Source organism: Sporolactobacillus spathodeae (assembly GCF_016908935.1).
GTDB classification, from domain to species: domain Bacteria; phylum Bacillota; class Bacilli; order Bacillales; family Sporolactobacillaceae; genus Sporolactobacillus; species Sporolactobacillus spathodeae.
Window position 1 is genome coordinate 71,653 of sequence record NZ_JAFBEV010000003.1, and the last position, 21,748, is coordinate 93,400.

18 protein-coding genes are annotated in these 21,748 nt (G+C 46.5%); all 18 read left to right on the forward strand.

The window, feature by feature from the left end:
- Window positions 1-187 precede the first annotated feature (187 nt).
- The 18 genes from JOC27_RS02190 to JOC27_RS02275 all read left to right on the forward strand — a co-directional run bounded on the left by JOC27_RS02190 (window position 188) and on the right by JOC27_RS02275 (window position 21,555).
- Complete coding sequence (locus JOC27_RS02190) at window positions 188-1,429, forward strand: insulinase family protein (protein ID WP_205005368.1); 1,242 nt, start codon at window positions 188-190, stop codon at window positions 1,427-1,429.
- 485 nt (window positions 1,430-1,914) lie between these two features.
- Window positions 1,915-2,817 (forward strand): dipicolinic acid synthetase subunit A, encoded by a 903-nt coding sequence (gene dpaA / locus JOC27_RS02195; protein ID WP_205005369.1) that lies wholly within the window; start codon window positions 1,915-1,917, stop codon window positions 2,815-2,817.
- Window positions 2,807-3,397 (forward strand): dipicolinate synthase subunit B, encoded by a 591-nt coding sequence (locus tag JOC27_RS02200; RefSeq protein WP_205005370.1) that lies wholly within the window; start codon window positions 2,807-2,809, stop codon window positions 3,395-3,397. Before dpaA ends, JOC27_RS02200 begins: the two co-directional genes overlap by 11 nt.
- Before the next feature lie 135 nt (window positions 3,398-3,532).
- Window positions 3,533-4,591 carry an aspartate-semialdehyde dehydrogenase gene (locus tag JOC27_RS02205; protein ID WP_205005371.1) on the forward strand — a complete coding sequence of 353 codons (1,059 nt, stop codon included), beginning with the start codon at window positions 3,533-3,535 and terminating at the stop codon, window positions 4,589-4,591.
- A gap of 125 nt (window positions 4,592-4,716) precedes the next feature.
- Window positions 4,717-5,964 (forward strand): aspartate kinase, encoded by a 1,248-nt coding sequence (gene dapG, locus JOC27_RS02210; protein ID WP_205005372.1) that lies wholly within the window; start codon window positions 4,717-4,719, stop codon window positions 5,962-5,964.
- A 6-nt stretch (window positions 5,965-5,970) separates the two neighbouring features.
- Window positions 5,971-6,867: a 4-hydroxy-tetrahydrodipicolinate synthase gene (gene dapA, locus JOC27_RS02215; RefSeq protein ID WP_205005373.1), complete on the forward strand. Its 897-nt coding sequence runs from the start codon at window positions 5,971-5,973 to the stop codon at window positions 6,865-6,867.
- Window positions 6,868-7,394: 527 nt separating this feature from the next.
- Window positions 7,395-8,036 (forward strand): pyroglutamyl-peptidase I, encoded by a 642-nt coding sequence (gene pcp, locus JOC27_RS02220; protein WP_205005374.1) that lies wholly within the window; start codon window positions 7,395-7,397, stop codon window positions 8,034-8,036.
- Window positions 8,037-8,301: 265 nt separating this feature from the next.
- Window positions 8,302-9,969, forward strand: coding sequence for a ribonuclease J (locus JOC27_RS02225; protein WP_205005375.1), 1,668 nt, complete (start codon window positions 8,302-8,304; stop codon window positions 9,967-9,969).
- Between the two features lie 285 nt (window positions 9,970-10,254).
- On the forward strand, window positions 10,255-12,558 hold the full coding sequence (locus JOC27_RS02230) for a DNA translocase FtsK (RefSeq protein WP_205005376.1): 2,304 nt from the start codon (window positions 10,255-10,257) through the stop codon (window positions 12,556-12,558).
- A 20-nt stretch (window positions 12,559-12,578) separates the two neighbouring features.
- Entirely contained in the window at window positions 12,579-13,307 is a 729-nt protein-coding gene (gene ymfI / locus JOC27_RS02235; RefSeq protein WP_205005377.1) for an elongation factor P 5-aminopentanone reductase, read from the forward strand.
- A 159-nt stretch (window positions 13,308-13,466) separates the two neighbouring features.
- The gene (locus JOC27_RS02240) at window positions 13,467-13,736 is read left to right on the forward strand and encodes a DUF3243 domain-containing protein (RefSeq protein ID WP_205005378.1); all 270 of its coding nucleotides are present in this window, start codon (window positions 13,467-13,469) and stop codon (window positions 13,734-13,736) included.
- 308 nt (window positions 13,737-14,044) lie between these two features.
- On the forward strand, window positions 14,045-14,941 hold the full coding sequence (locus tag JOC27_RS02245) for a helix-turn-helix domain-containing protein (RefSeq protein ID WP_205005379.1): 897 nt from the start codon (window positions 14,045-14,047) through the stop codon (window positions 14,939-14,941).
- A 79-nt stretch (window positions 14,942-15,020) separates the two neighbouring features.
- Window positions 15,021-15,599 (forward strand): CDP-diacylglycerol--glycerol-3-phosphate 3-phosphatidyltransferase, encoded by a 579-nt coding sequence (gene pgsA, locus JOC27_RS02250; RefSeq protein WP_205005469.1) that lies wholly within the window; start codon window positions 15,021-15,023, stop codon window positions 15,597-15,599.
- A gap of 107 nt (window positions 15,600-15,706) precedes the next feature.
- Window positions 15,707-16,957: a competence/damage-inducible protein A gene (locus tag JOC27_RS02255; RefSeq protein WP_205005380.1), complete on the forward strand. Its 1,251-nt coding sequence runs from the start codon at window positions 15,707-15,709 to the stop codon at window positions 16,955-16,957.
- A 90-nt stretch (window positions 16,958-17,047) separates the two neighbouring features.
- On the forward strand, window positions 17,048-18,106 hold the full coding sequence (gene recA, locus JOC27_RS02260) for a recombinase RecA (protein ID WP_205005381.1): 1,059 nt from the start codon (window positions 17,048-17,050) through the stop codon (window positions 18,104-18,106).
- Window positions 18,107-18,550: 444 nt separating this feature from the next.
- A complete protein-coding gene (gene rny, locus JOC27_RS02265) occupies window positions 18,551-20,113 on the forward strand; it encodes a ribonuclease Y (protein WP_415641010.1) in 1,563 nt (520 codons plus the stop codon).
- Window positions 20,114-20,402: 289 nt separating this feature from the next.
- Window positions 20,403-21,197 (forward strand): TIGR00282 family metallophosphoesterase, encoded by a 795-nt coding sequence (locus tag JOC27_RS02270; protein WP_205005383.1) that lies wholly within the window; start codon window positions 20,403-20,405, stop codon window positions 21,195-21,197.
- Between the two features lie 97 nt (window positions 21,198-21,294).
- On the forward strand, window positions 21,295-21,555 hold the full coding sequence (locus tag JOC27_RS02275) for a stage V sporulation protein S (protein ID WP_205005384.1): 261 nt from the start codon (window positions 21,295-21,297) through the stop codon (window positions 21,553-21,555).
- Window positions 21,556-21,748 lie beyond the last annotated feature (193 nt).

Consider the following 21,748-nt stretch of genomic DNA (forward strand, 5'->3'; position numbering starts at 1 on the left):
CACATATCAAAAAAATGCACTTCATCACAAGATTAGTACACGAAAGCACCTGGAACCGCTTTATTGCCTGTAAATCTGTTTGTCTCGCTTTTTGGCTAGTGTTATAGTAATAGATGGTTTCTTAAGCTAATAGATGGATAGGCAACATTGCTTTTTAAAGATGGGCTAGATAAATGGGGGAGCTTTCGTGGTTATTAAACATACATACGCAAATGGGATTCGCGTCTTATTGGAGCAAATACCCAATGTGCGATCAGTCAGCATCGGCATATGGGTCGGTACGGGTTCACGCTATGAGACTAAAGAGAAGAATGGCATCTCGCATTTCATCGAACATATGCTTTTCAAAGGAACCGAGACGCGCAATGCCAGGCAGATTGCCGAAGCCTTTGACAAAATTGGCGGTCAGGTTAACGCGTTTACATCAAAGGAAAATACGTGTTACTATGCCAAAGTAATGGATCGTGATGCTTCTTACGCTATCAACGTGTTGGCGGATATGTTCTTCCACTCACGTTTTGATACCAAGGATATGGAGAAAGAAAAACAGGTGATCGGCGAAGAAATCAAAATGTATGAAGATACGCCGGACGATCTCGTACATGATTTATTGAGCGCAACTAGTTTTGCTCACCATCCTCTCGGCTATCCGATTCTCGGCCATGTCGAGACACTGGCTCGTTTTCAGCCGGAAGATTTGCGGGGATATATGGCGGCGCATTATGCACCAGAAGACATCGTTATTTCCATCGCAGGCAACGTAGCCACTGATTTCGTCAATGAAGTTGATGCTGTTTTTTCATCTTATGAATTTGTCGATCGCAAGGAAGCGCAGGAAGCGCCTTCGTTCCATCCCGGTAAAATTGCTCGGAAGAAGGAAACGGAGCAGGCACATATATGCTTCGGCTTCTCAGGACTCTCAAACAAAAATGAACACTTGACTGAAGTCATGGTCATGAATAATGTGCTTGGCGGTGGTATGAGCAGCCGCTTATTCCAAAATATCCGTGAAGAGAAGGGGCTAGCCTATTCTATCTTTTCCTTCCACACAGCGTTCAAAGACAGCGGCTTATTCACGATCTATGGCGGCACAGGCGCGGATCAGCTAAGTGCGCTTGGCGATTCTATTTTGGAAACAGTGGATACGTTTATTGAAAAAGGGATCAGTGAAGAGGAATTAGCCAGTAGCAAAGCGCAAATTAAAGGAAATGCGGTTTTTGGCTTGGAAAGCACAGACAGCAGAATGAGTCGCAATGCGAAAAATGAGCTGATTCTTGGTCATGATCGGACGATTGATGAATTTACGGAGAAGGTTGACCGAATCACGGTTGCTGATGTAAAAAGGATTGCGCAAAGCATCTTTAGCAAACCGTATTCCTGTTCGGTGGTCAGCGCTGCAGGAAAATTGCCGCAAGCTATACAATATTAAAGCCTATTAAGGTAGACTGCTGCGTTTTCAGAAGATGCGGCAGTTTTTTTATTAGTTCAGTCCTGTCATTCTTAAATAAAGCGACAATCCGTTTCTCACATTACTCAGAAGGTGTCTCAAAACCGATTTTTTCGGCCTTGAGGCATCTTTTTCTCTATGCGCCAGTGTCTCGCAGATATTAGCTTGTTCGAGGGAGGCTAGGGGGAGCGCCTGCGACAAGCGAACACAGGGTAATAAACAAAAAAATAACAGTAGATTTTAACAAAGCCAATCTTTAAAATCAATTTTTATCTGATAAAAGGAATCATCAAGAGTTTTTTTCGGAATAAGCCTCAGACATCCGGCAACGAGTCCTGCACCTTGCGAAGACTGACAAGCCCAAAGACACTCACGAACCCGGGTATTTGTCATACCATAAAGTGTTGAAAGAAAAATCGGCTAGAACTGTGTAGCAGCAGAGATAGCCATTCGGAGGGAAAAAATCGATGCTGACAAATAGGCATATTGTGATTCTAGGAGGGGACGCCCGTCAGATTGAGGTTATCGATAAGCTCATTGCGCTCGATGCCCGTCTGTCGCTTGTCGGTTTCGATCAGCTGGATAGAAATTTTAACGGAGCAATGAAAGTAACGATGGATGAAGTGCAGCCGCGGACGGTTGACAGCCTCATCCTCCCGGTGAGTGGCACAGATGAGGAAGGCACCGTCGAGACGACTTTTTCCAATCAGCAGGTGAAGCTGACGGAAGAATGGCTTGCAGAAACACCTGATCATTGCACGATTTATTCAGGTATTTCAACCCCCTATCTGGATCACATTGCTCAGAAAAACGGTCGCGAAGTCGTCAAATTATTTGCCCGTGACGACGTTGCTATCTATAATTCTATTCCGACTGTCGAAGGCACGATCATGATGGTCATTCAACATACGGATATTACGATACATCATGCCAATGTTATTGTACTCGGACTCGGAAGAACAGGAATGAGTGTGGCGCGTGCCTTTCACGCGCTTGGCGCGCATGTTAAAGTCGGTGATCGTAATCCACGGCAAATTGCTCGTGCAATTGAAATGGGTGTGGACGCATTTTATTTGAAGAATCTAGGAGACGAAGTCGATGATGCTGAAATTTGCATCAATACGATTCCTGCTATGGTTCTGACGAGCCGCGTTTTATCAAAAATGCCGGCAAGCAGCTTCATTATTGACCTGGCGTCTCTTCCTGGCGGAACAGACTTCCGTTTTGCGAAAAAACGCGGAATCAAAGCGATCATCACGCCAGGTCTACCCGGTCTCGTTGCTCCGAAAACGGCAGGTAAGATCATTGCCAATGTGATGCAGGAATTGCTCGAGGAGAAATTCAAGGAGGAAGAAGAAGATGAGTCTTAAGGGGAAACATATTGGATTCGGTCTGACCGGATCGCATTGCACATACAGCCAAGTCGTGCCGCAGATTAAAAGATTGGTCGAAGCCGGCTGCAAGGTTAGCCCGTTTGTGACATATACAGTTCGCCATACAGATACACGATTCGGTAAAGGTGAAGACTGGGTTGATAAAATTGAAGCAATCACTGGTAATCCGGTTGTTGATACGATAGTCGAGGCAGAACCGTACGGACCCAATAAGCCACTCGATTGCATGGTGATTGCGCCGATTACCGGGAATTCGATGAGTAAAATGGCCAATGCGCAAACTGACAGCGCTGTCCTGATGGCGGCCAAAGCCACAATGCGCAATGGCAGTCCGGTCGTTCTTGGTATCTCAACTAATGATGGACTCGGACTCAACCTGCAGAATATCGCCAAACTGATCGTCGCAAAAAATGTTTTCTTCATTCCATTTGGTCAGGATGACCCAGTGAAAAAGCCGAATTCGCTCGTTGGTAAAATGGACCTATTGCTTGACACTGTTGAAGCGGCACTGATGAAAGAACAATTACAACCTCTTCTTGTTGACAAAACTAGCTGAATGCGTGAACTTGATAATAATTTCATGCGATAATAAAAACAATGCGTCAAAGAAATTAATTTTTCCCGAATACTCACTTTCTTTCGCTGATTTTTGATTATATAATAGATAAAATGACAGGAGTATAGAGGAGAGATGGTTTTGCTACAGACAGAAGGTTTAAATGTTGCGGTTGTCGGTGTTACTGGAGCCGTTGGCACAAGAATGCTGCAAATGCTGGAAAGCTCACCGCTTCCGGTGAAATCACTGTTGCCGCTGGCTTCCGCACGTTCAGCTGGGAAGAAAGTCAATTTCGGTGGCAAAGAATGGACAATTGAAGAAGCAAAGCCTGAATCATTTGATAAGATAGATATTGCCTTGTTCAGTGCTGGTGGATCGGTATCCAAGAAGCTGGCTCCTGAAGCAGCCTCAAGGGGCGCCGTTGTTGTCGATAATACGAGCGCTTTCCGGATGGATCCTGAAGTGCCGCTAGTTGTTCCCGAAGTAAACGAGAAGGCATTGAACGCCCATCACGGCATCATTGCTAATCCGAACTGCTCAACCATCCAGATGGTTGCAGCGCTCGAACCGATTCGCCAAGCTTATGGTCTGAAACGAATCATTGTTTCGACGTATCAGGCGGTTTCCGGTTCCGGCGCTAAAGCGATTATGGAATTGGAGACACAGACGCGCGCTGTGCTTGACGATCAACCGGTCGAAACTGCGATTATGCCAGTCAAGGGCGATAAAAAACATTATCAGATGGCGTTCAATGCGATCCCGCAAATCGACTTGTTCCAGCCGAACGATTATACTTTCGAAGAAATGAAAATGATTAATGAGACAAAGAAGATTATGGATGACCAAACACTGCAGGTTTCAGCGACTTGCGTCCGCGTCCCGGTTGCAATCAGCCATGGGGAATCCGTTTATATTGAAATCGGCAAAGAAGGCGTCTCATCAACGGATATCAAAGCCTTGCTGAAAGATGCACCAGGTGTCGTCCTCCAGGATGATCCGGCAAATCAAATTTATCCGATGCCGGCGGATGCCGCCGGCAAAAAAGAAGTCTTCGTTGGTCGTATTCGTCGCGATCCGGATGTTGCAAACGGCTTCCATCTGTGGATCGTCTCTGACAACTTGCTGAAAGGTGCGGCATGGAATTCGGTTGAAATCGCTGAACGCCTTGTAGCGCTCGGCCTCGTGACTTATTAATTAACAAAAAGTAAGCTCGGAGGACTGCAGTTGCTTCGCCAATGCATGCCTCTGAGTTTGCCAACCGCCCGTACCGCCTTGAAGGCGGCTTTCTGAGTCTCAAATTTAGAAGGGATGGAAACAGATTGAAAATCATTGTGCAGAAATTTGGCGGAACATCTGTTCAAACAGAAGAGATGCGGGCGCACGCCGTACGTCATGTTGCTGCAGCTATTGAGAAGGGCTACAAGGTTATTGTTGTGGTTTCGGCGATGGGCAGAACTGGCGATCCTTATGCGACTGACACACTGCTCAATCTGATTGACGATACTGCAAGTTCTGCGCGGGAAAAAGATATTTTGATGTCCTGCGGCGAAACAATATCGACGGTCGTGTTCTCAAACCTGTTGAAACATGCCGGTGTCCACTCAGAGGCTTTAACGGGTGCGCAAGCCGGATTCCGTACCAATCGCACATTTAATGAAGCGAAAATTATTGATATGCAAGTTGAGCCATTGCTGAAAAGGCTGCAACAACTTGATGCGGTTGTTGTAGCCGGTTTCCAGGGCCAGACACTGGATGGTGAAATTACAACACTTGGTCGAGGCGGTAGTGATACATCGGCTGCAGCGCTTGGCGCTGCAGTTGGTGCAGAGTGGATTGACATTTTCACCGATGTCAACGGCGTAATGACGGCTGATCCGCGAATTGTTCAGGATGCGCGTCAACTCTCAGTTCTGACATATAACGAGATTTGCAATCTGGCTTACCAAGGTGCAAAAGTGATTCATCCGCGCGCTGTTGAGATCGCAATGACGGCGAAAGTGCCGATTCATATCCGCTCGACTTCTTCTGATGAATTGGGCACACTGGTGACGACGATGAACCGCACGAGCCAAGGCCAGGATATTCAGGAACGTCCAGTTACCGGGATTACCTATGTAAAAGGTGTATCTCAAATTCGCGTGCGCGCGGGTAAAGAGGAATATAATTTGCAGGCACGCGTCTTTAAAGCAATGGCGGAACAATCAATCAGCGTCGATTTAATTAATATCAGTCCAAACGGTGTGGTGTACACGGTTCTGGATAAATTTACTGAACGCGCGATTCAGACGTTGAAGTCGCTTGGCTACCATCCGGAGGTTCAGCAAGGCTGCGCAAAGGTATCGGCAGTCGGCGCTGGAATGGCCGGTGTACCCGGAGTCGCTTCGCGGATAGTCAATGCTCTGACCGAGCGCGGCATCCGTATTCTTCAGTCCGCCGATTCGCACAACACAATTTGGGTGCTTGTCGATCAGGACAATATGGAGGAAGCGGTCAACGCGCTGCATCAGGCGTTTCATTTGGAGAAAGAGCAGGCAGAAATCAGCCTGGAACATCCAACACAGGAGTGAAAGAAAATGGATTTTGGCAGAATGTTGACAGCAATGGTTACACCTTTTGATGAAAACGGTGAAGTGAGCCTGTCTCGAACGACAGAACTCGTGGAGCATCTGATCAAAACGGGATCGGACGGGATTGTCGTTGCAGGAACAACCGGTGAATCACCAACGTTGACAGCAGATGAAAAATTGAAATTGTTTGAACATGTCGTTCGCGTTGTCGATGGAAGGGCAAAGGTGATTGTCGGTACAGGCGGCAATAACACGGCACAGTCTGTCGCATTTTCAAAAGAAGCAGAAAAACTTGGCGTCGATGCTGTAATGGCAGTTGCGCCTTACTATAACAAGCCGAATCAAGCTGGACTCTATGCGCACTATAAAGCAATTGCTGAAGCAGTGACTGTTCCGGTAGTCATTTATAATATTCCCGGTCGGTCAAAAGTTAATATTGAGGCAGAAACAACAATTCGTCTGTCAAAAATTGATAATATTGTGGCCGTTAAAGAAGCGAGCGGCAATCTCGATCAGATGGCGGAAATTATCAGCGGTACGGATGATGATTTTCACTTGTACAGCGGCGATGATGGCCTGACACTGCCAGTTTTGGCGATCGGCGGTCAAGGCGTGATTTCGGTTGCTTCACATGTGATCGGACCAGAATTGAAAGCGATGATCGAGACCTTTCTAAAAGGTGACTTAACACATGCGGCTGCCATGCATCGGTCGATGTTGCCATTCATGCGCGCGTTGTTTGCTCAACCGAGCCCGGCCCCAGTCAAAGCCATGCTGAACGCCCAACAAGTCCAAGTAGGTAGTGTACGCCTGCCGATGGTAGAATTAACAGAGCAGGAATTTGCTAATTTGACGTCAATTTATAATCAGTTTCATACTGGCGAAACGTCTTCTGTCAATTGATTGAGGAAACCAGCAATTATATGCTGCAAACCGCCGCCCTTTTCATAGGGTGGCGGTTTTGAGTTTAGAGAGTATAAGGCTTTTCGTACAAAAATGCAGCGAGGTGCTCTAGCGCCTTGCGGGAAAAGCGAGTCAAGTGAGACCGCGCAGATTCAAACTTGTCTGAGGAGACGCGCGGCGCCCGCTGCAAGCGAGCAGCTGAAGCGCAATTGTTAAAAATAGGACTTGGCTATGCCAAGTTTTTCTGAATGCGCTTATACATCTATAAGATTTTAGAAAAATTAAGCGTGAGAAAAACTAAAGATTAGCCATTGTTTATCGGACTGAGCTAAGCGAAAGGTTGTTTCTTACGAAAATGCCGCAATGACACTTCAACTATTGATTCATGCTGTCGTGCATGGCATAATAGGAAATAATAAATGAAAGCGTTTATATAAAGAAAATTCAAAAATAAACGACACAATGCACAGCCATCGCCAATGGTTAAAAGGGAGTATGTATTTTGAAATCATCTGGGAGGTTACGTCGTGAAAATTCTACTGAGTGGTTTCGCACCTTTTGGAAAAGATTGGGTCAATCCATCATGGGAGGCTGTGCGCCGTTTGGACGGCGTCCAATTGTCAAATCATACAACACTTTTGGCCACGCAATTGCCGGTTACGTTTAACGGGGCAGCTAGACGCCTGATCGCCTCCATTCGCGCTATTGAACCGGATATCGTCCTGGCAGTCGGGCAGGCTACAGGACGTGCCGAGATCACACCGGAGAGAGAAGCGCATAATTATTGCGATAGCTCGTGTTCTGACAATGCTGGCCATCTGTTTACAGATTCGGTCATTCTGCCCCAAGGTCCCGATACTTATTTATCCACATTACCGTATCAAGAGATGATTGGCGCCATCCGTCAAATCGGTATTCCCGCTAGCCTTTCGCATTCGGCTGGCGGTTACGTTTGCAATCATGTGTTTTATCATTTAATGAACTATCTTGAGAAAATGGAGCGACGAAAAATTTTGGGTGGGTTCCTGCATGTCCCCTGTCTGCCGGAGCAGACAATGAACACGGACGTACCGTCGCTTACATTGGAGCAAATTACTGAAGCCGTTCGGGAGGCGGCACGTGTCTCGTCCGAAGTCTGCATATCGGTTGAGCACGAGCAGCTCGCCTAACTGTTAATACAGCTCAAAACGGAGAAACAAAACCGTTTCGAGCTTTTTTAACGAGCGGGTGCAAGTGCGTAGCCGAAGCATAGTTGATGCAAATAATGATTTGGCGGTTTTTCAATTTTTCTCATGCGAAACCGCTCATATTTTGCCTTATGGACGATTTATCCAATTTATAATTGTACATTAAGATGAGGTTTGGTTATAATAAAAGCAATGATTAGTTCGGGTCAAAAGCGATGACTGCTCAACTGAATAGGAGGAATGCCCATTGACACATTCGAGACAGAACAGCGTCAGAATCTATGCAATGGGCGGCGTTGGGGAAATCGGAAGTAATATGACAGTCATTGAAATAAATCGCGACATTTATGTGGTCGATGCTGGTTTGATGCATCCGCATGAAGATATGCTTGGCGTTGACACGGTGATTCCAGATATCAGCTATCTGATTGAAAACCGGGACAGAGTACAAGCAGTCTTATTGACACACGGGCACCAAGCCAATATCGGCGGCCTTCCATACCTGTTTAAAGAATTGGCTGTTCCTATTTACGGGACGCGGCTGACCTTGGCATTAGTCAAAGAAGCGCTGAAAGAATTAGGACAGAACTTTAACAGAGAACAATTTATCGCCATACAGCCGGAACAGGATTTGATGATCGGATCATGTAAAGTCTCGTTCTTCAGGACCTATCACAGTGTCCCTGATTCCATCGGTTTGTCGATCCATTCGCCGCAAGGTAATATTGTCCACACCGGTGACTATAAATTTGATTTCACACCGGTTGGCGGCTATCGCACGGATGTCAGCAAAATTTCAGAAATCGGAGATGAGGGCGTTCTCTGCATGCTCGGCGACAGCAAACATGCGGAACTGCCTGGAAAAGCGCCTTCAGATGCTGAAATCGGCGAAAGATTCAATCACCTGCTGTACTCCGCGGCCGGACGGGTTATTATGACCGTTCACGCAACCAACTTGTACCGGATTCAACAGTTTGTCGAGGCTTGCGTGCGACATGGGCGGAAAATTGTTTTTGAAGGCAAATATTTGGAGAAAGTTATTTCAATTGCTGTTAAAGAGGGGTTCCTTGTTCTGCCGGAAAACAGTGTGCTTTCCTGGGATAAGGCATCGAAAATACCGACTCAGGGACTGGCGATAGTTACCAGCGGCCCTGACGGCGATCCACTCACCCCACTTACCGGTATGGCTAATCATTTGAATAAACGTTTACGCTTTAAAGAAAATGATTTGATTATTTATGCGGCATCGCTTACGCCAAGCAATGAGAAAACGGTAACCAATGCGATTGATCAGCTAATGAGCGAAGGGACTCAGGTTGTTTTCGGTAAAAGCGTGCATGTTTCCGGTCATGGATCTGCTGAAGACCTCAAGCTGATGCTTCAGCTTGTTCGTCCGAAATATCTGTTGCCAATCGACGGGGAATTCAAAATGCTGAAAACCCATCAGGAGCTAGCTGAGTCAATGGGAATCACGCCTGAACGCGTTTTTCTGCTCGATAAGGGCGATGTTGTTACGTTTACAAATGGCGAAGCCAGACAATCTGATACGGTTCCGGCTGGTCAACTGCTCGTTGACGGTCTAGGCATTGGTGATGTCGGCAATATCGTTCTCCGCGATCGCCGGCTCCTATCCCAAGACGGAACGGTTATTGTGGTCGTGACGCTCGGGCGTAAGAATAAAAAAATTCTTGCCGGTCCAGAGATAATCACCCGCGGATTTGTTTATGTAAGAGAGTCGGAAGACCTGCTTGATCAGGCTAATCAAATCGTGTCAGAAGTGCTGTCCAAAGCATTGACACAACATGTTTCTGAGTGGTCATCGCTAAAAAGTGGTATACGGGATGCTTTAAGCCGTTACTTTTTTGATAAAACCAGACGCCGTCCAATGATATTGCCAATTATCATGGAATTTTAAAAAATCCGGGCCCAAAGAGGTCCGGATTTTTTATTCCCTTTAAGTGATTCCGCCGTGTTGCTAGCAAATGCGATCAAGCCTAAATCGCAGAATATCATCGACGTGTAGCAGCTGAACAGATTTTAATTTTTTAGCGTTTAGTAAAATATGGTTTATACTATAATATAACTATACGAAAATTTTGCGAGAGTGACAGCTGATTCCAAACTAATAGAATCGCAGGATGCGGGACAGCCACTTTACTTTTTTTAGACGGTTTAGCAAAAAAATGAGGTGCTTGAATAAATGGGGAAAAGAAAGAATACACGGGCGAAAAAAGGATGGCGGACGGTACTAATCTATGAGGTAGGCGGCCTCTCCATGTTTGCGCTGACCTGTATCGGCATCAGCGGCCTGGGAATGGCCGGAGAAGTGCTGAAAGAATTCAGCCGTTTCTTTACCGGCGATTGGTGGATTATTCCAATGCTGCTCTTACTGGCGCTCTCTGTCTATTATATTTTCTATCGCAAGCAGCCGGAATTTTTCACCCGCCGTCTAAGCGGTATCTATCTCTTTTCATTTGCTTTAATGCTCGTCAGCCATATTCGTTTATTTGAAAAATTATCGGCCGTCAACGACTGGCAGAATCGGTCAGTTATTTACAATACATTTCTTCTTTATAAAGAAGAGTTATCTGGCACAGTTCGCCATTTTGGTCTCGGTGGCGGAATGATTGGCGCGATCGGTTTCGCTTTTTTTCACTATCTATTTGCGACCATTGGTACACGTTTTATGGCTGGTTTTCTTTTCATCGTCTCAGGCATTTTGATAACCGGTCGATCGCTCGGTGATATTGGTCGGAAGGTGTTCGGCAGTTTTTTAAAGAGCCTGAAACGATTAGGTGCGAAAAGTAGTCAGTCGATGAAACAATTATTTGTGAAAAAAGAAAAGAAAAAACCGCGAAAACAGCCACAAGCGACCGATCCCTATCCAGCTGAAGAAAGTGTTTCACCATTCACAGAAGAAGAACCGGAAATTCATGATTTTAATGAGCGCCAGACGCAGGTGACTGATCCGTATCCGGCAACATCGACCGCAGATGAATCGGTCAAGAATGAGGCAACGGATGATAGCTTTGCACCGGACTTTACGAAAAGTGCAATTGAAAACGCCGATTATCAGCTGCCGCCACTCGACCTGTTGAACAATTCACGTAAAAACGCGCAAAATAATGAACGAAAGCACATTGCGGAAAATGTACGGACACTTGAGAGGACCTTTGAGAGCTTTGGTGTTCGCGCAGCGGTCCGCGAAGTACATCTTGGCCCGGCTGTCACGCGTTACGAAGTGTACCCTGAAGCCGGCGTGAAAGTCAGCAGAATATTGAATTTATCCGATGATCTGGCACTCGCGCTCGCGGCGAAGGATATTCGTATTGAGGCGCCGATTCCTGGCAAGTCAGCGGTTGGCGTCGAGGTGCCCAATCAGGAAGTTGCAATGGTTGGGCTGCGCGAAGTGCTGGAATCGAAAAACGCCCATCAAGCGCATTCTAAATTGACGGTCGGGCTTGGGCGCGACATTTCCGGCGAACCGATTCTTTCCGATTTGAATAAAATGCCGCATTTACTTGTTGCCGGCGCAACGGGTAGCGGTAAAAGTGTTTGTATTAACAGTATTATCATTTCCCTGTTGATGCGGACCAAACCGAGTGAAGTTAAATTATTTATGATCGATCCGAAAATGGTTGAACTTAATGTCTATAATGGTATTCCGCATTTACTGACACCCGTAGTCACTGATCCGGGTAAGGCGGCTCAAGGCTTGAAAAATATTGTCGGCGAAATGGAACGGCGCTATGAATTATTCTCTGAGAGCGGCACGCGAAATCTCGAGGGCTATAATGAAATGGTTCGGCGCTATAACGCTGACCATGAAGAGAAACAATTATTTATGCCTTATATTGTTGTCATCATTGATGAACTTGCCGACTTGATGATGGTTGCCTCTAAGGATGTTGAAGAAACTGTGACGCGTCTCGCACAAATGGCACGCGCCGCAGGCATCCATTTGATTATTGCCACGCAACGCCCATCCGTTGATATCATTACCGGTGTGATCAAAGCAAATATTCCGTCGCGGATCGCTTTCAGTGTGTCCTCGATGATGGATTCGCGGACGATTCTTGATTCCGGCGGCGCTGAAAAGTTATTAGGAAAAGGGGATATGCTTTTTCTGCCGATCGGCGCATCAAAACCAGTGCGTATTCAAGGAGCCTATTTATCTGATGACGAAGTGGAACATGTGGTTTCTTACGTGATTAGCCAGCAGAAAGCGAATTATCGGAAAGATATGATACCGACTGGGAACGCAGCGGAACCAGATCCTGCGAATGTTGACGATGAGCTCTTTGATCAGGCGGTCGAGCTTGTTGCTAATATGCAGACAGCCAGTGTCTCCATGCTTCAGCGTCGTTTTCGGATTGGCTATACTCGGGCGGCCCGTCTGATTGACGCAATGGAAGAGCGGCATATTGTCGGCCCATATGAAGGCAGCAAGCCGCGCAACGTGCTCGTGCCGAAGCCAAGCGACGAGGCAACGAATGTTCATTAATCGAGATTGGAGATTATTTCATGCAGCGAATTCTTGTGACCGGAGCTAGCGGGGCAATTGGACAGGCGATTGCCCGCAGACTTGCCGCGTCAGGAGCGTCTCTTTATCTGCATTTTAATACAGCTGAGCAAAAGGCGCGGACGCTTGCCGATGACTTGGCGACTCAATACCCGAACCAGGATTTTTTATGTATTCAAGCTAATCTGGCACGTTCAGAAGGCGTGTCTGCGCTTTTGAAACAGCTAGCTTTCACAGTTGACGGCCTTGTGTATAATTGCGGCAAGAGCGACGTCGGCTTGTTTCAGGATGTGCCCGCATCAGCGCTGCAGCAGGCGGTGCAATTGGCGCTGATCAGCCCGTTTCAGATTGCTCAACGATTAATTGATCCAATGATTAGCGCCCGTTTCGGACGAATTATTTTTATCTCATCAATTTGGGGGCTCACCGGTGCGGCAGTAGAAGTGTTGTACTCAATGGTCAAAGGTGGGCAGATCAGCTTGGTCAAAGCGCTTGCCAAGGAAACGGCGTCGAGCGGTATTACCGTTAATGCCGTTGCACCGGGCGCGGTCGATACACCGATGTTGTCCTGTTACAGTGCAGAAGAATTGAAGCAGGTAGCCGAAGAGATTCCGGCCGGACGTCTTGCGCAACCCGATGAAATTGCCGCTGCTGTTCAATTTCTGGTCAGCCGCGATGCTGCTTATATCAACGGACAAGTATTGTCGGTTAATGGTGCTTGGTATTGCTGAATTGCAGGAATTTCCTGAATAAGGTCCGCAGTTCGAAGCCAACCTAAACCTGTTTCACTTAGAACTCTTTTTTTTTCAGCGATGCTTTCGAGTGATTTACTGAAGATCCGACATCAGCATTGAAGAAATAAACAGAGATCCGAAAAAGGGGTGTTTGGCATGTCCGTTTTGGAAAACTGGGAACGTTGGAAAAGTTTTCTTGGCGATAAAGTGGTTCAGGCGGAGAACTTAGGGATTGATGAGCAGACAATTACCGGATTTGCAAAAAAAATCGGCGATTATTTGAGCAAAAATGTAGATCCGAAAACGGATCAGGAGCGCGTACTGTCCGATCTTTGGCATGTTGCCAATGATACAGAACGGCAAGTGTTGGCGCGGTTGATGCTGCAATTGGTCACTTCTGATAAAAAATTTCAAACGCAGCAGTAACAATGAATCAAAGGACAAGAAGAGATGCGTTGCATCTCTTTTTTTACACTCAAAACAATGTGAATTAATTTAATGAGCACGCTTGTGGTTGTATGAAGTTTTCTTTTCGATTGTATCGTTAAAATCGACAACTTATGATAATATTACTATATAGAAGTCCATGTTTTGCCTGCAATGAGTATGTGGCAGGTCTTACTTAGCTTTTGTTTTCCGAACGTCAGTCATCTTGGGTTTTTCGGTTAGAAAGCAAAAATACAATTGCCGACAGAAATGGACAGGTTGCAAATTATATTGGCAGGTGTTTTAAGTTGAGTGAACTAGGTCAGGCGCTGAGAGATGCACGTGAGAAAAAAGGGCTTACTCTCGATGAGCTGCAGGAAGAGACCAAGATTCAAAAACGCTATCTTCAGGCAATTGAAGAAGGGGATTTTGATAAGTTACCTGGTGAATTTTACAGGCGCGCTTTTATCAAAAGTTATGCGGAAACACTCGGCTTTGATTTCGCCGCATTTGTTGAAGAATACGGGAATGAATTACCGAAAATTCAGCATGAAGAAGCATCGGAAATACATACGGTGCCTCCAGAAGGCGGCGATGAACCAGGAATGAAAGCGATCCGGCGCGCGCGCCCCATCCCCGTGCCGAAAAATTGGTCTTCAATTCTGAACAAAGCGATAATTGTTGTTATTGTTCTCATTGTCCTGATGCTCGTCTACATTCTTCTCAGTCATGTTATGGGTGGTGCCTCAAGTAGCCAGTCCACACATCAGAGTGCCGGAACATCGGTTTCTTTCAAGGGAAACAGTTCGAAGAAAGCTGCTTCATCCTCGTCCACCGCATCGTCAAGCACAGCATCGAGCGAATCATCATCCGCATTGAATCAACAGTTGAAGCTTGATAAAACACAAGGCAATCACTTCACGTATACGCTGACGGGAACGACAAAGTTCGATGTTACGGTTTCGACCAAAACGGGCCAAAACGCTTGGTTTATGGCAACTGATGCGAAAACAGGCAAACAGATTGTTGGGGGAACAATGAGCGCCGCAACAAAGAAAAGCTATCATTTTGATGCATCGACTATGCAATCTGTACAAATTCAATTTGGCAGTGTGCAGAATACGTCGATGAAAATCAATGGAAAAGCCTTTAAGTTTCCAGGAACATCGACTGTGCAGTATATTGTTATTAATTTCAGCAAATAATTGTGGATTCGGGAGAGCCCGCCGGAACGCGGCGGCTCTTTTTTTCACGATAAATCTCTAAAAGAGAGGTAACTGCATGATGAACTTGGCCAATAAATTGACGGTTTCGCGGATGATTATGATTCCGCTGTTTCTCATTCTTCTTCTCGCGCCGTTCAAAATCGGCGTGATCGGCTACGGCAATTACCAGCTGCCGGTCGCCCATCTGTATGCCGCTCTGATTTTTATTTTGGCTTCATTTACCGATTGGTTGGATGGCCAAATTGCCCGCAGAAGACATCTGGTCAGCAATTTCGGCAAATTGATGGATCCTCTCGCAGATAAGTTGCTTGTCATGAGTGCCTTCGTCGCTTTCGTAGGTCTTGGGTCGATGCCCTCCTGGATGGTCATCGTGATCCTAGCAAGGGAATTTGCCATTACTGGACTGAGGCAGATTGCTGTTGAAGAAGGTTCTGTGATTGCAGCGAGCAAGATTGCTAAATGGAAAACATTTTCGCAAATGGTAGCGATAATTCTTTATTTACTTCATAATATCCCGTTCGGGGCAGAAGGATTTCCGCTTGATTTGATCATTTTGTGGATCGCCGTGATGCTGACAATTGTTTCCGGATTCGATTATTTTTATAAAAACCGCGCCATTGTATTTCGTTCAAAATAAAGCCTGCCAATTGCCATGCGATAGGGCTTTGTCCGATAATGAAAAGGGATCGCTAGATGTCGAGGATTAATAGTTTGCAAGATTCCTTTAAAAAGGAGATTAGACAGATGAATGCAGAGATTATCGCTGTTGGTTCTGAATTGTTGCTCGGGCAGATTGCCAATACAAATGCTCAATTTATCTCGGAACAACTGGCCTTGCTTGGCGTCAATGTTTATTTTCATACTGTTTGCGGGGACAACGAAGGCCGCCTGCTTGAGGCCGTGCGCCATGCAGAATCCCGCGCGGATTTGCTGATTTTTACCGGCGGGCTTGGTCCCACTCGTGACGATTTGACCAAGGAAACAGTCGCGCATGCATTAAACCGGCAACTTATCACGGATCAGCAAGCAATGGATAGTATTCTGGATTTTTTTCAGAAAACCGGACGCGTGATGACCGAAAACAACAAGAAACAGGCGCTTGTTATTGAAAACAGCACGGTTTTGCCTAACCGACACGGCATGGCGCCGGGCATGATCGCCGAAGAAAATGGCCGCCTCTATTTGCTGATGCCAGGCGTTCCGTCGGAGATGAAACCGATGTTTCTCGATTTTGCTCGTGGTTATCTTACTCGTCGCAATAATGAGCACATTCAGTCACGTGTGTTGCGCTTTTTCGGTATTGGCGAATCCATGTTGGAAACGAAACTATTAGATTTGATTGACGCGCAAAGCAACCCAACGATCGCGCCGCTTGCCAAAGAGAGTGAGGTGACGCTGCGACTGACAGCCAAACATCCGCAGAAGGAAATGGCGATACAGATGCTGGATCAAGCTGAGGAAAAAATAAAAATACGAGTTGGTAGCTATTTGTACGGATACAATGAAGAGTCGCTGCCTGAAGTCGTGTTCCGTCTACTGACAGCAAAGAAACAGACAATTGCCTTTGCTGAAAGTCTGACCGGCGGCATGGCTGCTGACTGGTTAACCGCCTTTCCCGGTGCTTCTGCTGTGCTGAAAGGCGGAATTGTTTGCTACACAAATGAAGTTAAAGCAGCCGTTCTTGGTGTTCCTGAGCCTATTCTGAACGAAGAAGGCGCCGTCAGCGCTTCTTGTGCGCAACAAATGGCCCGGCTTGTTCGGGAAAAATGCGGGACTTCGATTGGCGTTAGTTTTACCGGTGTTGCCGGACCAGACAAGAGTGAAGGTAAAGAGGTCGGTACGGTTTTCATCGGCATTTCCGATAAGCAGCAAACAAAGAGCTTTCGATTCAGTTTTAGCGGTACGCGAAGCAAGATCAGGATTCAGTCGGCCAAAACGGGTTATGATCTGGTGCGTCGTCAGCTAAGTGATCTGCCACTGCACGTTAAGGATTAAAAAAGCGATCAAATGTTTGGCGAACACTTGTTTCTAATATAAAAATAGGTTATCATGTAATCAGGAAGTAAAAGGAGATGAATCGAAGCAATGGTGGAAAAGAACGATAGAAAAGCAGCGTTGGACAACGCGCTACGTCAAATTGAAAAGCAATTCGGCAAAGGCTCAATCATGAGACTTGGTGAACAGCCGGAACAGCGGGTATCCACTGTGTCGAGCGGTTCTCTTGCTTTGGATATAGCGATGGGTGTCGGCGGTTATCCGCGTGGACGCATTATTGAAATATACGGGCCGGAATCTTCAGGTAAAACAACCGTTGCGCTTCATGCCATTGCAGAAGCACAGCAGGGCGGCGGTCAGGCTGCATTTATTGATGCTGAGCATGCCCTTGACCCTGTATATGCAGAGAACCTTGGCGTTAATATTGATGAATTGCTGCTTTCCCAGCCAGATACTGGTGAGCAGGCGCTTGAGATTGCTGAAGCGCTCGTTCGAAGCGGCGCAGTCGATATTATTGTCATTGACTCGGTTGCCGCGCTTGTGCCAAAGGCGGAAATCGAAGGTGAGATGGGCGACGCACATGTGGGTCTTCAGGCACGTCTTATGTCCCAAGCGCTGCGAAAATTATCCGGTGTCATCAGCAAATCGAAGACAACAGCGATATTTATTAACCAGATCCGTGAAAAAGTCGGCGTAATGTTCGGCAATCCGGAAACAACTCCGGGCGGACGCGCGCTGAAGTTCTATGCTTCGGTTCGTCTGGAAGTCCGCCGCGCGGAACAATTGAAAATTGGCAATGATATTGTCGGCAACCGTGCCCGAATTAAAGTTGTCAAGAACAAGGTTGCGCCGCCGTTTAAGCAGGCGGAAGTCGATATTATGTATGGTCAAGGTATCTCACAGGAAGGCGAAATCCTTGATATCGGTGCGGATCTCGATATCGTCGAAAAAAGCGGATCTTGGTACTCTTTCAATAAAGAACGACTTGGGCAGGGACGTGAAAATGCTAAGCTTTTCTTAAAAGAAAACTCCGAGATCAAAGAAACGATTAAGCAGCAAATTCGCCAACATTTCCATTTGGATGACGAGGCGGAGAGCGAAACGGTTCCCGCGGATACACCTGTTTTGGATGATGAAAATCAAGATTAATTGAACAACTTAATGAATAGCAAGCTACAGTATGCCGGATTCTGACGCCGAAAGGTAAGGAAACCGGCATTTTTGCGTTTTGTACTGGAGAATCCGATGGGACTCTCGTGATGCGGGCAGACAATAAAGAAAACGTTTGCCTGCCTGAAAGTAGCTGAGGTTGACAACCTATATACGCAACTATAAAATAAAACTGTAACTATAAAGTTACTGACCAACGAAAATGTAAATTTTTCTGCCATTCTGTGCTTGATTAAGCGGCGTAATAGAAATAGAACCGTTGCCTGTAATTCACTCGTCATACTTTGCGCTTCAGCCGCGTAGAGAGGGATGGGAAACGTGACACGAAACTTATTTCTTTGGCGTCACTTCAGTAAAGCACCTCAAAAGTAAAAGTGTTTGATTTTTACTATTGACGATATGGGAAAGCAAGGAGGTGAAATGATGGGCAGTATACTGACGATCATCTCCATTTTGCTTCTCTCCGTAATTTGTCTTTTTGCAGGTTACTTTTACCGGAAAAAAATTGCTGAGGCGAAAATTGCTTCTGCTGAGAATGCCGCACGCCAGATTCTCGATGATGCGCGCCGGGATGCGGAAGCTCTGAAAAAAGAAACTCTTCTGGAAGCGAAAGATGAGGTTCATTCTTTTAGATCTCAGGCAGAAAGCGAAGCCCGTGAACGCAGAAATGAACTTCAGAGGCAGGAAAACCGCCTGGTACAGAAAGAAGATTCACTGGACCGAAAAAGCGAGTCTCTTGATAATAAAGAGAGTTCATTGGAGAAAAGGGAGGAAGCGCTTAGCAAGAAGAATCGGCAAATTGAAGAGATGGAAAGCAAAGTGGAGGAATTGCTGAAAAAACAGCAATCCGAACTTGAACGGATTTCCGGCATGACGAATGAGGAAGCCAAACAATGGATTCTCAATCAGGTTCGTCAAGAGACGATACATGAGGCAGCTCAGATGGCCAAGGAGATTGAAGCAAGGGCCAAGGATGAGGCGGAGAAGAAAGCGAAGAGCATTCTGTCGCTTGCTATCCAACGCTGTGCCGCAGATCATGTAGCAGAAACCACAGTTTCTGTTGTCAACTTGCCGAATGATGAGATGAAAGGACGGATTATCGGCCGCGAAGGTCGAAATATCCGTGCGCTTGAAACACTGACGGGCATTGATTTGATCATCGATGATACTCCGGAAGCAGTGATTCTTTCCGGCTTTGATCCAATTCGACGCGAGATTGCAAGAATCTCATTAACAAAATTGGTACAGGACGGACGGATTCATCCGGCGCGAATTGAAGAAATGGTTGAAAAATCCCGTCACGAGGTCGATGAAAAGATTCGCGATTACGGTGAACAAACTACTTTCGAGGTGGGAATTCACAGTTTGCATCCGGATCTGATTAAGATTCTTGGACGTTTGCACTTCCGGACGAGCTATGGTCAGAATGTGTTGAAACATTCGGTTGAGGTCGCGTTCCTTGCAGGCATGATGGCAGCAGAGCTTGGCGAGGATGAAACGCTGGCGCGTCGCGCAGGACTCTTGCACGATATTGGCAAGGCGATCGACCATGAAGTTGAGGGAAGTCATGTTGAAATTGGTGTTGAACTTGCCACAAAGTACAAGGAGCATCCGGTTGTCATTAACAGCATCGCATCGCATCATGGCGATACAGACGCTACTTCGGTGATTTCCGTGCTCGTTGCGGCAGCAGATGCTTTGTCTGCCGCTCGGCCGGGGGCACGGCGTGAGACACTTGAAACTTATATCCATCGACTTGAGAAGCTTGAGGAAATCTCTGAGTCGTTTGAAGGGGTTGAAAAGTCTTATGCGATTCAGGCCGGACGAGAAATTCGCATCATCGTGCAGCCGGATATTGTTGACGATGCCAAGTCGTTCCAGCTGGCACACGATATTACGAAGAAAATTGAAAATGAATTGGACTATCCGGGCAATATAAAGGTGACGGTTATCCGTGAAACCCGAGCAGTTGAATATGCAAAATAAAAGGCGGCGCAAGCTGTCTTTTATTTTACGTTAAGAAGGTATGTATAAGATTTTGCACAAAAATGCAGCGAGGCGCGAGGCGCGAGGCGCGAGGCGCGAGGCGCCTGCGGGAACAGCGTGCCAGGAGACCCCGCAGACTTTTGCCTGTTTGAGGAGACACGCGGCGCCAGTGGCAAGCGAGCAGCCGAAGCGCAATTGTTAAAAAAGGACTTGGCTATGCCAAGTTTTTCTCATGCCGTTAGCGAACGGTTAAAAAAATACCGGCATTATTTCAGAAAAGAGTGAAAAGATGAAGTTATTATTTGTAGGCGATGTTTACGGGCAGACAGGGCGGGAAATGATCGCCAATTATTTGCCACGTCTTAAGAAAAAATATCAGCCATCACTGACGATTGTGAATGCGGAAAACAGCGCACATGGTAAAGGGATTACGAAAAAAATTTATAATCAGTTGCTTGAAAATGGTGCAGATATTCTGACCATGGGTAATCATACATGGGATAACCGTGAACTGTTTGAATTTATTGATGACGCGGCGAAACTCGTGCGGCCGGCGAACTTTCCAGACGGCACGCCGGGTACTGGCCTCTGCATCGTACCTGCCGGATCGGCAAAGGTTGCCGTAATAAATCTTCAGGGGCGTGTTTTTCTCCCTTCGTTAGATGATCCGTTCCGGGTAGCTGAGCGGTTGATTCGAGAGGCTCGGAAAACGACACCGATCATTTTTATTGATTTTCATGCAGAGACAACCAGTGAAAAATTGGCGCTTGCCTGGCATTTGGATGGTAGAATCTCAGGCCTGGTCGGCACCCATACCCACGTCCAAACAGCGGATGAACGAATATTGCCAAACGGGACAGCCTATCTGACAGATGTTGGGATGACCGGTCCTTATAACGGTATCATCGGTGTTGATAGGGAGGCAGTGACACGTCGTTTTCTGACGCAACTGCCAGTTCGCTTTGAAGCAGCGCCTGGTCCTGGGCAACTTGGTGCTGTCGTGCTGACTGTCGATGAGAAGAGCGGCCGGACGACAAAAATCGAACGCATTCTGATTAACGACGACCATCTATTCTTCGATTAAAGGATTCAGGGTCGCAATGAAAACGGACAGGAATAGTCATCTCTTATAAGAATATAGTTAGTTATGGGCAATCCTTATAAGGAGATGACAAAAAGTTATGGATGTGTTAAAAGTATCAGCAAAATCAGTACCCAACTCAGTTGCCGGTGCCCTTGCACATGCGATGAGGGAGCAAAAAACAGCTGAAATTCAGGCAATTGGTGCCGGCGCCCTGAATCAGGCAGTGAAGGCAGTCGCGATTGCCAGAGGGTTCGTTGCGCCGAGCGGTCTCGATTTGATCTGCATTCCTGCCTTTACAGATATCCAGATCGACGGCGAAGAACGAACCGCGATAAAACTTATTGTGGAACCCAGGTAAATATTTTCTTAACTTAATAGGATTGCTTCAGAAGAAAGGCAGTACGTCACGTAAAAGAGAAAAAGTTGAACACGGCAATCCTAGAGGCTATACGAAGCCAAAATCAGCTAAAGGAAAAGTGAGCGGGAATAGAGACCGCTCTCTTTTCATATCCTATCTTTTTACGCCTGATCAATCGATAAAGCAAGTTGTG

Coding starts and splice junctions, on each gene's coding strand:
- dpaA (WP_205005369.1), top strand. CDS start 1,915: ATGCTGACAAATAGGCATATTGTGATTCTAGGAGGGGACGCCCGTCAG.
- JOC27_RS02200 (WP_205005370.1), top strand. CDS start 2,807: ATGAGTCTTAAGGGGAAACATATTGGATTCGGTCTGACCGGATCGCAT.
- JOC27_RS02205 (WP_205005371.1), top strand. CDS start 3,533: ATGGTTTTGCTACAGACAGAAGGTTTAAATGTTGCGGTTGTCGGTGTT.
- dapA (WP_205005373.1), top strand. CDS start 5,971: ATGGATTTTGGCAGAATGTTGACAGCAATGGTTACACCTTTTGATGAA.
- JOC27_RS02230 (WP_205005376.1), top strand. CDS start 10,255: ATGGGGAAAAGAAAGAATACACGGGCGAAAAAAGGATGGCGGACGGTA.
- ymfI (WP_205005377.1), top strand. CDS start 12,579: ATGCAGCGAATTCTTGTGACCGGAGCTAGCGGGGCAATTGGACAGGCG.
- JOC27_RS02240 (WP_205005378.1), top strand. CDS start 13,467: ATGTCCGTTTTGGAAAACTGGGAACGTTGGAAAAGTTTTCTTGGCGAT.
- pgsA (WP_205005469.1), top strand. CDS start 15,021: ATGAACTTGGCCAATAAATTGACGGTTTCGCGGATGATTATGATTCCG.
- JOC27_RS02255 (WP_205005380.1), top strand. CDS start 15,707: ATGAATGCAGAGATTATCGCTGTTGGTTCTGAATTGTTGCTCGGGCAG.
- recA (WP_205005381.1), top strand. CDS start 17,048: ATGGTGGAAAAGAACGATAGAAAAGCAGCGTTGGACAACGCGCTACGT.
- rny (WP_415641010.1), top strand. CDS start 18,551: ATGGGCAGTATACTGACGATCATCTCCATTTTGCTTCTCTCCGTAATT.
- JOC27_RS02270 (WP_205005383.1), top strand. CDS start 20,403: ATGAAGTTATTATTTGTAGGCGATGTTTACGGGCAGACAGGGCGGGAA.
- JOC27_RS02275 (WP_205005384.1), top strand. CDS start 21,295: ATGGATGTGTTAAAAGTATCAGCAAAATCAGTACCCAACTCAGTTGCC.